At 62.2% G+C, this 14714-nt stretch carries 7 protein-coding genes; 2 read left to right on the top strand and 5 right to left on the bottom strand.

What is annotated here, in order from left to right; all coding sequences use genetic code 11:
• The 4 genes from NPS56_RS28340 to NPS56_RS28325 all read right to left on the bottom strand — a co-directional run.
• Positions 1-267 (bottom strand): hypothetical protein (locus NPS56_RS28340; RefSeq protein ID WP_274077711.1); only part of this gene is annotated, 267 nt, incomplete at its 3' end.
• Between the two features lie 753 nt (positions 268-1020).
• Positions 1021-1440: a type II toxin-antitoxin system YafO family toxin gene (locus tag NPS56_RS28335; RefSeq protein ID WP_274077710.1), complete on the bottom strand. Its 420-nt coding sequence runs from the start codon at positions 1438-1440 to the stop codon at positions 1021-1023.
• A gap of 6 nt (positions 1441-1446) precedes the next feature.
• On the bottom strand, positions 1447-1590 hold the full coding sequence (locus NPS56_RS28330) for a hypothetical protein (protein WP_272605283.1): 144 nt from the start codon (positions 1588-1590) through the stop codon (positions 1447-1449).
• 326 nt (positions 1591-1916) lie between these two features.
• Positions 1917-3482 (bottom strand): methyl-accepting chemotaxis protein, encoded by a 1566-nt coding sequence (locus tag NPS56_RS28325; protein WP_274077709.1) that lies wholly within the window; start codon positions 3480-3482, stop codon positions 1917-1919.
• 361 nt (positions 3483-3843) lie between these two features.
• Between NPS56_RS28325 and NPS56_RS28320 the strand changes: the two genes are divergently transcribed.
• Positions 3844-11391, top strand: a complete 7548-nt coding sequence (locus NPS56_RS28320; protein WP_274077708.1) for a type I polyketide synthase — start codon at positions 3844-3846, stop codon at positions 11389-11391.
• 9 nt (positions 11392-11400) lie between these two features.
• Positions 11401-12750, top strand: coding sequence for an aminotransferase class I/II-fold pyridoxal phosphate-dependent enzyme (locus NPS56_RS28315; RefSeq protein WP_323609446.1), 1350 nt, complete (start codon positions 11401-11403; stop codon positions 12748-12750).
• A gap of 1185 nt (positions 12751-13935) precedes the next feature.
• Here the strand turns inward: NPS56_RS28315 and NPS56_RS28310 are convergent.
• The gene (locus tag NPS56_RS28310) at positions 13936-14394 is read right to left on the bottom strand and encodes an REP-associated tyrosine transposase (RefSeq protein ID WP_274077706.1); all 459 of its coding nucleotides are present in this window, start codon (positions 14392-14394) and stop codon (positions 13936-13938) included.
• Between the last annotated feature and the right edge of the window lie 320 nt (positions 14395-14714).

Here is a 14714-nt window from a genome sequence, read left to right as displayed (position 1 = left end):
ATGATTTGAGGTGTGACGCGAATTCATGAACACCGCAAACCCCTGTAGGAGCTGGCTTGCCAGCGAAGAGGCCCTGTCAGGCAACTTGGCTTTCACTGATGCAACAAAAAACCCGGATGCATGATTTGAGGCGTAATTCGAATTCATGAACACCGCAAACCCCTGTAGGAGCTGGCTTGCCAGCGAAGAGGCCCTGTCAGGCAACTTGGCTTTCACTGATGCAACAAAAAACCCGGATGCATGATTTGAGGCGTAACGCGAATTCATGAATACCGCAAACCCCTGTAGGACCTAGCTTGCCAGCGAAGAGGCCCTGTCAGGCAACTTGGCTTTCACTGATGCAACAAAAAACCCGGATGCATGATTTGAGGCGTAACGCGAATTCATGAACACCGCAAACCCCTGTAGGAGCTGGCTTGCCAGCGAAGAGGCCCTGTCAGGCAACTTGGCTTTCACTGATACAACAAAAAACCCGGATGCATGATTTGAGGCGTAACGCGAATTCATCAACACCGCAAACCACTGTAGGAGCTGGCTTGCCAGCGAAGAGGCCCTGTCAGGCAACTTGGCTTTCACTGATGCAACAAAAAACCGGATGCATAATTTGAGGCGTAACGCGAATTCATGAACACCGCAAACCACTGTAGGAGCTGGCTTGCCAGCGAAGAGGCCCTGTCAGGCAACTTGGCTTTCACTGATGCAACAAAAAACCCGGATGCATGATTTGAGGCGAAACGCGAATTCATGAACACCGCAAACCCCTGTAGGAGCTGGCTTGCCAGCGAAGAGGCCCTGTCAGGCAACTTGGCGTTCACTGATGCAACAAAAAACCCGGATGCATGATTTGAGGCGTAACGCGAATTCATGAACACCGCAAACCACTGTAGGAGCTGGCTTGCCGGCGAAGAGGCCCTGTCAGGCAACTTGGCTTTCACTGATACAACAAAAAACCCGGAAGCTTTCACTGTCCGGGTTGGCTGCGTATCTGCGGTGATTTTTCGCAGTAACGACCTTTTCAGATCACAGTTCGTCCAGATCGGGAAAGATTATTTTCCCGATCACCCAAGGCTCAACAATCTCGTAATGCACCGAGCGTAGAAATGATCCCCATTCACGTCGGTTGTGGGCGTCCGGGCCGGTGACTGTAAGCAAAAGGTACTCGTCCCGAAAGGCGTCATAGGCATAGATCAGCCAAAAATCATTGTCAGGATCGTTGACCAAGGCTGTGCGGTAGTACTGGCGGTTGATTTTCGCCCATCGCTCTTGAATCGCTTGGGTACTCGCCAAGTGGATGTGATACATATCGCACAGATCGAGTCGTTCGTCCCGTCCGAAAATTGCAGGTAATTCATTACACACTTTGTAGTTGTAAAAGTGTGCAGCGAAGTTCTGCCAGTTGCCTATTTGTTCAAAAAGCGCGGAGATTTTGACGGCTGGCATCCAGGCCTACTTTGTAATAGGTAGCCTGCCAGTGATCACAAATTTATCGAACACTTTCTGCCCATCACGCGCGGCTTGCCGAACATCAAGGAATGTCAGTTCATCACGAACAGCCTTTTTGTTGGGTTTGTCCTTTTTGGTGGTGGCCATCGGAGCCTCCGAAGGGTGTGTATTCATACTGACCAGCTTATGTGAATAAGTTTTTTCCGGCAACGATAGATCCCGGCCCCGAGGGGGACAAGTCGGCGGCTTCTGGCGTATTTGTAGGAAAGAGCTCAAAGGTGTACAGCCTGAATATCATCGCCAACAATCATGGCAGCTTCGCTGGTAAGCCAGCTCACGTTTTGTGTGCAGCGCAGCCCCCTGTAGGAGCTGGCTTGCCAGCGAAGAGGCCCTGTCAGGCAACTTGGCTTTCACTGATGCAACAAAAAACCCGGAAGCTTTCACTGTCCGGGTTCTGTATCAGCCAGCATCGATCAGCGGTTGAACCGCTCCACCAACGAATACTGCGTATTCGCCGTCTTGGTCAGCTCTTCACTCAACAACGCCGAATTCTGCGCCTGTTCCGAAGTCTGGTCCGCCAGTGCCGAGATGTTGCTGATGTTGCGGCTGATTTCTTCGGCCACTGCGCTTTGTTCTTCGGTCGCGGCAGCGATCTGGGTGGTCATGTCGGTGATGTTGGCCACCGCTTCGCTGATCCCCACCAAGGCCTGGTCCGCTTCCATTACCCGCGCCACGCCTTCTTCGGCCTGGCGATGCCCGGCTTCCATGGTCTGCACCGCAGTGCCTGCGGTTTGCTGGAGCTTGGCGATCAGGGCGTGGATCTGCCCGGTGGATTCGCTGGTGCGTTGCGCCAGCTGGCGAACTTCGTCGGCCACGACCGCAAAACCACGCCCCATCTCGCCGGCGCGCGCCGCTTCGATGGCGGCGTTCAGTGCCAGCAGGTTGGTCTGGTCGGCGATGCCCTTGATCACGTCGACCACGCCGCCGATTTCGTTGCTGTCCTTGGCCAGTTGGGTCACGGTCGCACCGGTTTCCCCCACCACCACCGACAGGCGCTGGATGGCTTCGCGGGTTTCCCCGGCGATGTCGCGGCCGCGGCCGGTCAGGCGATTGGCTTGCTGGGTAGCGTCGGCGGTGCGCTGTACGTGGCTGGCGACTTCCTGGGTGGTGGCGGCCATCTGATTGACGGCGGTGGCCACTTGTTCGGTTTCGACGCGTTGGCGCTCCAGGCCGGTGGAGCTGTCGTGCGCCAGGGCATCGGACTGCCTGGCTTGGTCGGTCAGGTGCTCGGCGGTGTCCTGCAGGCGAGTCAGGCAGGTTCTCAGGCGTGCTTCCTGGCTGAGGATCGACATCTCCAGGCGTGCCTGGGCGCCGCGGCTGTCGGTGTACATCTGCGCGATCAGCGGGTCGGACGTGGTCTGCTCGGCCAGGCGCAGCAAGCGCTTGAGGCCGCGTTGCTGCCAGCTCAGGCCCAGCAGACCCAATGGCACCGAAAGGCCGGCCGCCAGGGCAAAGCCCCACTGGGAGTTCAGCGTCGCACCGATCATGAAGCTCAACTGGCTGACCAGGATGAAGGGCAGCCAGTCCTGCAGGACCGGCAGCCATTTATCCGTCGAAGGAATGGCCGACTTGCCCTGGTTGATGCGTTGGTAAAGCGCTTCGGCGCGGCGAATCTGTTCGGCGGTGGGCTTGACCCGCACCGACTCGTAGCCGATCACCTGGTTGCCTTCGAAGATCGGTGTCACATAGGCGTTAACCCAGTAGTGGTCACCGCTCTTGCAGCGATTCTTGACAATGCCCATCCATGGCAAGCCTTGTTTGAGAGTGCCCCACATGTGCGCGAAGACCGCGGCGGGCACGTCGGGGTGACGCACCAGGTTATGCGGCGCCCGGATCAGTTCCTCACGAGAAAACCCGCTGATCTCGACGAAATCGTCGTTGCAGTAGGTGATCATGCCCTTGGCATCCGTGGTGGAAATCAACCGTTGCTGAGCCGGGAAGGTCCGTTCGCGTTGTGTAATGGGCTGGTTATTACGCATGGCTTATTTAATCCGCAAGGCTTTGACAGGGTGTCGGCCGTGCAGTGGCTTTATTGAATTTATTTTTTTTTGCCGGGAGCTCTGCGTCGATCAAGGCGGATAGGCGACGACGGGTCGTACTGTAACGGTTTGTAAGGGTTTCCCTCGGGAGGCGCTCAGCGTATGATTTTGCGCCCCCAGCGCTGGCGCTTCAGTGGCCGATGCCGGGGAGAAAAGTACTCCTAATAATAAATACAGAGTCACTACCCAACGGAATTCAGCAAGTTTCTCAAGGTTATGTCGGACCCATGAGGGTGTTCGACGCACCCATCGCACGAAGCGATGGCGGTACCGTTGAGAATATAAAAAGGTGGAGAAAGTCATGCGTAAAAAAGTTGCAATAATTGGGGCTTCGTTTCGTTTTCCCGGCTCCACTTCCGCAACTTTTTGGCAGAACCTGCTGGAAGGTCACGACTTCATCACTCAGGTCGACCCGTCCCGCTGGTCCCGCGATGCGTTTTTCCACCCGGACAAGGCCAACCCTGGCACCGCCTACACCCTGGCGGCTGGCACGCTGGGTGACATTTCCACCTTCGATGCCGGCTTCTTCAGCATTTCGCCCCGGGAAGCGGCGATCATGGACCCCCAACAGCGCCTGTTGCTGGAACTGGGCTGGGAAGTGTTCGAGAACGCCGGGGTAAAACCGTCGAGCGTGCGCGGCAGCAACTGCGGGGTGTACCTGGGCATTGCCAGCACCGACTATGCCTATCGCCTGTCCCATGACCTGTCGCTGGTGGACGCTTCCACGGCCACGGGCAACACCTTCAGCATCGCGGCCAATCGCCTGTCGTATTTCTATGACCTGCACGGCCCGAGCATGGCGGTCGATACCGCGTGTTCCTCGTCGCTGGTCGCGTTCCACCAGGCCTGCCAGGCCATTCAAAGCGGCGATATCGACCAGGCGCTGGCCGGCGGTATCAGCCTGCACCTGCACCCGTTCGGTTTCCTGATCTTCTCCAAGGCCTCGATGCTGTCGCGCAAAGGGCGCTGCAACGTCTTCGACGAAGCCGGTGACGGTTACGTGCGTTCCGAAGGGGCAGGGCTGTTCTACCTCAAGGATTACGACAAGGCGGTGGCCGATGGCAACCAGATCCTCGCCGTCGTCGCCGGCAGTGCGGTCAATACCGACGGGCGCAAGTCCGGGCTGACCGTGCCCAGCGCCGATGCGCAAGCAGCGCTGATGACCCAGGCCTACGCCAGCGCCGGGATCTCGCCGGCCGACATCGACTACCTGGAAGCCCACGGCACCGGTACCCCGGTGGGCGATCCGATCGAAAGCCGGGCGATCGGTCTGGCCCTGGGCCAGGCACGCGGCGCGGACAAGCCGTTGTTGATCGGTTCGGTCAAGAGCAACATCGGTCACCTGGAGGCCGCGTCCGGCGTGGCCGGCTTGATGAAGGCGCTGTACTGCGTCACCGAGCGCCAGGTGCCGGCCACCATCGGCATCAAGAACCTCAACCCGCGTATTCCGTTCGCCGAGCTCAACCTCAACGTCGCCACCCGCAACCACGCCCTCAAGTCGGACGGCACGCTGGTGGTGGGGGTCAACTCGTTCGGTTTCGGCGGCGCCAACGCCCACGTCATCCTGCAAAGCCATACCCCGCAAGTTGTACCGCCCGTTGCCCAGACAGGCGCCGTGCCGCTAATGATCACGGCCAAGGACAGCGCTGGATTGGCGGCCATGGCCGAAAGCATTGCCCAACACCTGGACGATCACCCGGCAGCCGGCCTTTATGACGTGGCGTACCAGGCGATGCTGCGTCGCGACCTGCACCCACAACGCGTGGTGGTGTTCGAGGCCGATCAACAGCAAAGCGCCCAGGCGCTGTTGGATTTCGCCCTGGACCCGGCCGCCCCGGCCTTGAGCGCGGTGGTCGAAAGCGGTCGCGCGCTGGATCAGGCCCAGGGCCCGGTATTCGTCTACTCCGGCAATGGCTCGCAGTGGCAGGGCATGGGCAAGGCGCTGCTCGCCGATGCGGTGTTCCATGCCGCCGTGACTGAAATCGACACGCTGTTCCAGCCACTGGCCGGCTATTCGCTGATCGCCGAACTGGCGGGCGAGTATGGCCAGGAGCGTTATCACCTGACCGAACTGGCCCAGCCGGCGCTGTTCGCCCTGCAAGTGGGCGTGACCCGCATGCTGGCCAGCCAGGGCGTGGTGCCGCAGGTGGTCATGGGCCACAGCGTTGGCGAAGTGGCGGCCGCCTGGGCCTGTGGCGCGTTGACCCTTGGCGACGCGACCCGCGTGATCTACCACCGCAGTCGTCTGCAGGGGCTGACCGCCGGTTCCGGGCAAATGTCCGCCGTGGGCCTGTCGGGCAGCGACACCGCGAACCTGTTGCTGGAGCTGGGTCTGGACGACGTGGTCGTGGCCGGCGAAAACAGCTTCAAGGGCGCCACCGTGGCCGGTTCCGTGGCCGGTCTTGAACGTCTGGAACAGGCACTCACCGAGCGCCAGGTGTTCGTGCGCCGCCTTGGCCTGGACTACGCCTTCCATTCGCCGGCGATGAACGTCATCGCCGAGCAGGTGGTCGAGGCCTTGCGTGACATCGCGCCGCGCGCCAGCCAGATCCCGATGTATTCCACGGTCACCGGTGGCTTGCTCGATGGCGAGCGCCTGGACGCCGAATATTGGTGGCAGAACATCCGTTTCCCGGTGCTGTTCCAGTCCGCCAGCGAGACCCTGTGCGAGGAGGGTTACAACGTCTTCGTCGAAGTCGGACCGCACCCGATCCTGCGCAGCTATGTCAGCGATGCCCTGGCGACACGCGAGCAACAGGGCGTAGTGATCGCCACGCTCAAGCGCCATGACGACGCGCCGCCGATGGTCACCCGCGCGGTGGCCAAGGTGCTGATCAGTGGCGCCGGGACCGACCTGGCGTGCCTGTTCCCGAGCACCGGTCGCTTCGTGCGCTTGCCCAACTATGCCTGGCAGCGCGAGCGCCACTGGCATGCCGATACACCGGAATCGGCGCGCACGCTGTACCTGGACCGTGTGCATCCACTGCTGGGTCATGCGGTACCCGGCCACGAATTGACCTGGGACAGTCGCCTCGACACGCAACTGTTCCCGTCCCTTGAAGACCACAAGGTCGGCGACGCCGTGCTGTTCCCCGGCGCCGGTTTCACCGAGCTGGTGCTGGCGGCCGCGCAGTGCTACCAGCCGGGTGAGTTCGTCGACATCGAAGAGCTCGAAATTCACAGCCCGCTGGTGCTGCACGCCGAGTCGAGCAAGCGCGTGCGCGTGCAGATCGACAGCAGCGACGGCACCGTGTCGATCGTTTCGCGCAGCACCTCCCAGGAAGAACCCTGGGCCCGCCACGTGGTTGCCCGCCTGCCCGGCGAGGCCCGTGGTGTGCTGCTCAACGAACCGGCACCAGCACTGCCAACCCGCGCCGCCGATTTCAGCCGTGCCGAGCATTTGCAACTGACCTCTGCAGTCGGCCTGAATTACGGCCCGGCCTACCAGGCCATTGAAGCCGGCTGGATCGACGGTGACCAGGTGCTGGCGCAGCTCAGCGTCCCGAGCGTGATTGAGTCGGAACTGGCGGCCCTGCACCTGCATCCGGCACTGCTGGACAGCGCGTTCCAGCTGATCACCCAATTGCTCAGTCGTGATCCCCTGGCACGTAATGGCCTGGCGTTCATTCCGGTGAAACTGGGGCGCATCAACTTTGCCGCGGGCAGCCTGCCACCGACGCTGGCCAAGGTGCGCCTGGTGCGCCGTTCGGAGCACTCGCTGCTGGCCGACTTCACCCTGTACGACGCCCAGGGGCGCGCCGTGGTGTGCATCAAGGACGCGCGTTTCCGTGCCGTCAAGTTGCACAAGGACCGCAGCGGCGACCTGAAACTGGTGGATTTTGCCGGCGTTGCCAAACCCTGGCCGCTGGCCGCGCGTGAGTTGCCGCAACCGGCCTCGCCATTGCACAGCGTCCTGGCGCAAAGCCTGGCATCGGTGATCGATGAACCGACCCTGGTGCGTTACAGCCAGGAAGTCGATCCACTGCTGGACAGCCTGTGCGCAAGCTTCGTGCTGGAGGCCATCGCGTCCCTCGGCGGCCAGCTCAGCGCGGCGCAACGGGCAACCTGGCAGGCAGAAGCACAAGGCTTCTCGGGCTACCTCGATCATCTACTTCAACAGGCGCTGGACGACGGCAGCCTGATTGCCAGCGGCGATGCCTGGCTGCTGGCCGATCAGGACGAGCGGCCCAGTGCCCAGGACATCTGGCAGGAACTGTTCCGCAGTTATCCCGAGCACTTCCAGATCATTCACTCGGTGGGCCGGATCGGCATCCACCTGCTGGACCTGCTCAGCGGCACGGTGCAGATCGACGCGTTGCTGCCCCGGGAAACCTCGCCGGCGCAACTCGCCCGCCAGGTGCTGGGCGCCAGCGGCTACCACGCCGTGCTGGATGCGATCAAACGCCACATCGAACAACGCCTGGCGGTTCTTCCGGCCGGCCAGCGGCTGCGCATTCTCGAGCTCGGCTTCGGTGGTTCGCCTTTCGCCGCGCAACTCTGTGCGCAGCTGGATTTCGACCGAGTCGACTACCAGTACAGTGCCGACGACCTCGACCCGGCCAGCTTGCTGCAAGTCGACTTCCCGGACTTGCGCCTGCTCAGCCTGAGCGACGCCGCGCAATTGCCGGCCGATGGTTTTGACCTGGTGCTGGTCGCCACCGACCTGGCGCCGCTGCAAGCCATCAGCGCTGGCCTGGGTCAGGCCACGGCGCGCTTGTCCGCCGGTGGCCAGCTGATGTTGCTGGCGCAGCACCCGGCCCGTTGGGCAGATTTCGTGTTCGGCGCGCAACCTTCGTGGTGGCTGGCCGGGCAGGGCCAGGGCAGCCTGTCGGTGCAACAGCGCCCGGGCTTCTGGCAACAGGAACTGCGCCGCCACGGCCTGAACGTTAGCGAGGCGCTCGAATTGAGCCCGGCTATGTCCAGCGGTAGCTACGTGCTGGTGGGTTCGGCGGAAGCGGCGGCGACATTCGAAGCGCAACCGCTGCCGGCCCAGCACTGGTTGCTGGTGGCCGATGAGCAGGGCGCGGAACACGCCTTCGCCCAGCAACTGGCCGCCGCCCTGCGCGAGCAGGGGCAAAACGTTGACTGGCTGGCGCCGGCGTCGGCCCAGGATCTTGCTGCGCAACTGCGCGCTGCGTCCGTGCCGCAGCACCTGCTGTTGCTCAGCGGCCTGTTCGGCAACGAGGGGCTGGACGACCAGGCGCGGCGCTGCATGCTGGCCGCGGCACTGACCCAGGCGTGCGAGCAGGCGGGCATCAGTCCCGATTGCTGGCTGCTGACCCGTGGTGCGGCGGTGCATCTGCTGCCGCCCGCTGCGCAGGTCGCCGGTCACCTCTCATCCCTCGCCGATGCGGCGTTGTGGGGCTTTGGTCGCACCCTGGCCAACGAAGCCGTGGGTTGCCGCGTGCGCCTGCTGGACCTGGCCGAAGGGGCTGGGGTCGAAGCGTTGCTGCCGGCCTTGCTCAATGCCGATGACGAAACCGAACTGGCCATCAGCGCCGAGGGCGATCGCTACGTGGCCCGCCTGCGGGTACGCCCTGATCAGCTGGATACAAGCGCCGAGCAACAGGCACCGACCCAGGTCAGCCTGGGTTTCGAACTGCCGGGCCAGTTGCGCAACCTGCGCTGGGAAGCCCACGAACCGTTGCTGCCGTCCGGAGATGATCTGGACATCGAGGTCCAGGCCACCGGCCTGAACTTCCGCGACGTCATGTACGCGCTCGGCCTGTTGTCCGACGAAGCCATCGAGAACGGCTTCTCCGGCCCGACCCTGGGCTTCGAATTCGCCGGTGTCGTGCGCGGCAAGGGTGCGCAGGTGCAGGGCGACTTCGAGCCGGGTGACCGGGTTGTCGGCTTTGGCCCGTCAAGCTTCGCCAATCGCCTGATCACCAATGCCAACGCGGTGGCGCGGATCCCCGAGGGCATGTCCTTCGAGGCGGCGGCGACCATTCCGAGCACCTTCTTCACCGTGTACTACGCGCTGCACCACCTGGCGCGCCTGGAACCGGGCGAGAAAATCCTCATCCACGGCGCTGCGGGCGGTGTCGGCATTGCCGCGATCCAGATCGCCAAATGGTGCGGGGCCGAGATCTACGCCACCGCCGGCAGCGACGAAAAACGCGACTTCCTGCGCCTGCTCGGGGTTGAGCACGTGTTCGATTCGCGCTCCCTGGCGTTTGCCGACGAGATCCTGGCGATCACCGCCGGCCGTGGCGTCGACGTGGTGCTCAATTCCCTGGCTGGCGAGGCGATCAACCGCAACCTGCAGGTGCTCAAGCCTTTCGGGCGCTTCCTCGAACTCGGCAAGCGTGACTTCTACCAGAACACCAAGATCGGCCTGCGCCCGTTCCGCAACAACATCAGTTACTTCGGCATCGACGCCGACCAGCTGATGAGCGAGCGCCCGGACCTGACCCGCCGCCTGTTCGGCGACATGATGCAGCTGTTCCGCGACGGCATTCTCAGCCCGTTGCCGTACCGCGAGTTCGATGCCAACGATGTCGTCGAGTCGTTCCGCTACATGCAGCAGGCGCGGCAGATCGGCAAGATCGTCGTCACCTACCGCACGCCGATCCAGCAGGTGTTCCGCGCACCGCAGACACAGGCGCAGGCATTGCAACTGGCGGCCGACGGCACCTACCTGGTCACTGGCGGGCTCAGCGGTTTCGGTCTGCGCACCGCGCAATGGCTGGTGGACAAGGGCGCTCGTCACCTGGCGTTGCTGGGTCGTCGCGGCGCGGCCACCGAAGAAGCGCAACCGGCGCTGGCGGCCTGGCGCGAGCAGGGCATCGAAGTGCAGGCGCTGGCCTGCGACATCACCGACAGCGCCCAACTGCGCAGCGTGCTGGCCAGCATCGAAGCCTCCCAGGCACCGCTACGAGGCGTGGTGCATGCCGCCACCGTGTTCGAAGACGGACTGATCCGCAACCTGACCCAGGCGCAACTGCAACGGGTGCTCGAACCCAAGGCCAAGGGCGCGCAGTACCTGCACGAACTGACCGCGCACCTGGCGCTGGACTTCTTCGTGCTGTTCTCCTCGGCGACCACCCTGTTCGGCAACCCGGGGCAGGCCAACTACGTGGCGGCCAACCATTGGCTCGAAGCCCTGGCCCGTCATCGCCTGCTGCAAGGTTTGCCGGCCACTGCCGTGCTGTGGGGCGCCATCGACGATGCCGGTTTCCTCGCGCGCAACCAGGACGTCAAGGACGCCCTGCAAAGCCGCATGGGCGGCGCGGCCTTGCAGTCGCAGACGGCCCTCGACACCCTGGAACGCCTGCTGCTGCAACAGCGCTCCGGGCTGGGTGTGCTGGAACTCGACTGGAAAGCCCTGTCGCGCTTCCTGCCGGCCGCCGGCTCGCCGAAGTTCAGTGAACTGGCGCGCCTGCACAGCGGCGAGCAGGAGGAAGAGAGCAATGTCGATGACATCCAGCGCCTGTTGCTGGAAATGAACGACGAGGAACTCACCGAGTTGTTTGCCGAGATGCTCAAGCAGGAAATCAGCGAGATCCTGCGCATGCCGACCAGCAAGCTCGATAGCAGCCGACCCCTGCAGGAACTGGGGCTGGACTCGTTGATGAGTGTGGAACTGGTGGTGGCGGTCGAGGAGCGCTTCGGCATTCGCCTGCCGGTGATGGAACTGAGCGAAACCTCGAGCATTGCCAAGTTGACCGTGCGCATTCTTGAACTGCTGCGCGGCAACCAGGATGCCGAGGCCGCCCCCGTTGCCGAAGACAACTTGCAGGCGCTGACCCTGGCGCGCCATGGCGCCGAGCTGTCCGCAGCCGAGCTGGCCCAGGTCCGCGAGGACGCGCGTGACCCTGATTCCCAACCCTCCCGTTTGATCAATTGACCACCGACTATGACCTCTAAAAGTTCACCAGGGCTTGGCGCTTCGATGAAAGACAAGCTGATCCAGCAAGCCCTGGAACGGCGCCTGCGGCAGACCGGCGACGGCGCGCCGCCGGCCTCGCTGGCGGACGTGAGTCGTAATGCCCGGTCGGTGCCGGAGCAGTTCTACCGCTTCGACCAGCATCCCGGTTACCAGCAACTGCGGATCATGCATGACGGCGCGGCGCGCTTTGGCCTGGCCAATCCGTTCTTCAAGCTGCACGAAAGCCTGGCGGGCGCCGAAACCACGATCGGGGGTCAGCGCTTCGTCAACTTCGCCAGCTACAACTACTTGGGTTACTCCGGGCATCCGGTGGTGGCCGAGGCGGCCAAGGCGGCCATCGATCACTACGGCACGTCGGTGTCGGCCAGTCGCCTGGTGTCCGGCGACCGGCCGATCCATCGCGAGCTGGAGGCCGAACTGGCCCGGCTGTACGAGGTGGATGACGCGGTGACCTTCGTCAGTGGGCATGCCACCAACGTCACCACCATCGGCTACCTGTTCGGCCCGCGGGACCTGGTGATCCACGACGAACTTATCCACAACAGCGTGCTGCAAGGTATCCAGTTGTCCGGCGCGCGGCGCTTGAGTTTTGCCCACAACGACCATGAAGCACTCGACCGTCTGCTCGGCGATCAGCGCCAGCATTTCGAGCGGGTGCTGGTGGTGCTGGAAGGCATCTACAGCATGGACGGCGACTACCCGGACCTGCCGCGTTTCGTCGAGCTGAAGAACAAGCACAAGGTGTTCCTGATGGTCGACGAGGCCCACTCGTTGGGCGTCATGGGGGCCAACGGCAAGGGCATTCGCGAGCACTTCGGCCTGGCGGGCAAGGACGTCGACATCTGGATGGGCACCCTGAGCAAGACCCTGGCCAGCTGCGGCGGCTACATTGCCGGTGAATCGGCCCTGGTCGAACACCTGAAGTTCATGGCGCCGGGATTTCTCTACAGCGTCGGCATGCCGGCCTCGGTGGCGGCAGCGGCACTGGCCGCCGTACGCTGTCTGGCCCACGACGCCGAACGCGTGGCGACCTTGCAGGCGCGCGGCCAACAGTTCCTCGCCCTGGCCCGCGAGGCGGGGCTGGACACCGGCACCAGCACCGGGCTTGCGGTGATTCCGGTGATCACCGGCAGTTCACTCAAGGCCACGCAATTGTCCGGCGCCCTGGCCAAACGCGGAATCAACGCCCAACCGATCCTGCACCCGGCCGTCCCGGAAAAAGCCGCCCGCGTGCGCTTCTTCGTCTCGTGCCTGCACACCCCAGAGCAAATCGCCGAGACCGTGGCCATCGTCGCGCAGGAACTGCAAAAGCTCTAACGCCCCTTGTAGGAGCTGGCTTGCCAGCGAAGGGTCCCTCAAGCCCAACACAAAATTCCAGACCGCCTTCGCCGGCAAGCCGGCTCCTACAAATCCCGGCCAATGCCACGATTTTTTTGTAGGAGCTGGCTTGCCAGCGAAGGGTCCCTCAAGCCCAACACAAAATTCAAAACCGCCTTCGCCGGCAAGCCGGCTCCTACAAGTCCCGTGCAATGCCACGATTTTTTGTAGGAGCTGGCTTGCCAGCGAAGGGTCCCTCAAGCCCAACACAAAATTCAAAACCACCTTCGCCGGCAAGCCGGCTCCTACAAATCCCGTGCAATGCCACGATTTTTTTGTAGGAGCTGGCTTGCCAGCGAAGGGTCCCTCAAGCCCAACACAAAATTCAAAACCGCCTTCGCCGGCAAGCCGGCTCCTACAAGTCCCGTGCAATGCCACGATTTTTTGTAGGAGCTGGCTTGCCAGCGAAGGGTCCCTCAAGCCCAACACAAAATTCAAAACCGCCTTCGCCGGCAAGCCGGCTCCTACAAATCCCGGCCAATGCCACGATGTTTTTGTAGGAGCTGGCTTGCCAGCGAAGGGTCCCTCAAGCCCAACACAAAATTCAAGACCGCTTTCGCCGGCAAGCCGGCTCCTACAAATCCCGGCCAATGCCACTATTTTTTTGTAGGAGCTGGCTTGCCAGCGAAGGGTCCCTCAAGCCCAACACAAAATTCAAAACCGCCTTCGCCGGCAAGCCGGCTCCTACAAGTCCCGGGCAATGCCACGATGTTTTTGTAGGAGCTGGCTTGCCAGCGAAGGGTCCCTCAAGCTCAACACAAAATTCAAAACCGCCTTCGCCGGCAAGCCGGCTCCTACAAGTCCCAGGCAATGCCACGATGTTTTTGTAGGAGCTGGCTTGCCAGCGAAGGGTCCCTCAAGCCCAACACAAAATTCCAGACCGCCTTCGCCGGCAAGCCGGCTCCTACAAATCCCGGCCAATGCCACGATGTTTTTGTAGGAGCTGGCTTGCCAGCGAAGGGTCCCTCAAGCCCAACACAAAATTCCAGACCGCCTTCGCCGGCAAGCCGGCTCCTACAAATCCCGGGCAATGCCACGATGTTTTTTGTAGGAGCTGGCTTGCCAGCGAAGGGTCCCTCAAGCCCAACACAAAATTCAAAACCGCCTTCGCCGGCAAGCCGGCTCCTACAACCAAATGGCGTCCCACAATGGATAATCGTGTACCCGCCTGACCAGGCCAGCCCGCAATGGATTGGCAATGATGTAACGCGCCACGGCCCGTAAATCCTCTTCGCGACGAATCGCCCGGTCATGGAAACCTTTCTGCCACATCTGCCCGGTGCGGCCCAAGCGGGCATTCACGGCCCTCGCGCAGCGGGATTTGGTCGCCCTCATCAAGCCAGCCAGCGTGTTGTTCTGGAGCTCGATCAGCCAGTGAAAGTGGTCAGGCATCACCACCCAGGCCAGGGAATTGGCCTGCTCCTCTGTCTGGGCCTGACGAAATTGCTCGACCACCAACCGTCCGACACGCCAATCGCTGAAGAGCGGTTCGCGCAGGCGGGTAACGGCGGTGAGCAGGTATATCTGTCCGGACTGCGAGTAGCGCCCGGAGCGCAGATGGTTGGCATGTGATCGAATGGACAATCCCTTGCCCTCCTTTCTCGGTCGAAAAGGGTAAGGCTAGTGCGCGGGAAATTTGCCATTGAAAAGGTTTGGTTCCGGATATGACTAAGCCAGATGCCACGATGTTTTTGTAGGAGCTGGCTTGCCAGCGAAGGGTCCCTCAAGCCCAACACAAAATTCAAAACCGCCTTCGCCGGCAAGCCGGCTCCTACAAGTCCCGTGCAATGCCACGATGTTTTTGTAGGAGCTGGCTTGCCAGCGAAGGGTCCCTCAAGCCCAACACAAAATTCCAGACCGCCTTCGCCGGCAAGCCGGCTCCTACAAATCCCAGGCAATGCCAC

The organism is Pseudomonas putida, assembly GCF_028682635.1.
Lineage (GTDB): Bacteria > Pseudomonadota > Gammaproteobacteria > Pseudomonadales > Pseudomonadaceae > Aquipseudomonas > Aquipseudomonas putida_AE.
The sequence above is the reverse complement of the archived record's forward strand: the minus strand, read 5'-3'. Positions and strand labels throughout refer to the sequence as shown.

Excerpts from the sequence above, each read along its gene's own strand:
- NPS56_RS28335 (WP_274077710.1), bottom strand. The coding sequence starts at position 1,440 with ATGCCAGCCGTCAAAATCTCCGCGCTTTTTGAACAAATAGGCAACTGG.
- NPS56_RS28315 (WP_323609446.1), top strand. The coding sequence starts at position 11,401 with ATGACCTCTAAAAGTTCACCAGGGCTTGGCGCTTCGATGAAAGACAAG.
- NPS56_RS28325 (WP_274077709.1), bottom strand. The coding sequence starts at position 3,482 with ATGCGTAATAACCAGCCCATTACACAACGCGAACGGACCTTCCCGGCT.
- NPS56_RS28320 (WP_274077708.1), top strand. The coding sequence starts at position 3,844 with ATGCGTAAAAAAGTTGCAATAATTGGGGCTTCGTTTCGTTTTCCCGGC.
- NPS56_RS28330 (WP_272605283.1), bottom strand. The coding sequence starts at position 1,590 with ATGGCCACCACCAAAAAGGACAAACCCAACAAAAAGGCTGTTCGTGAT.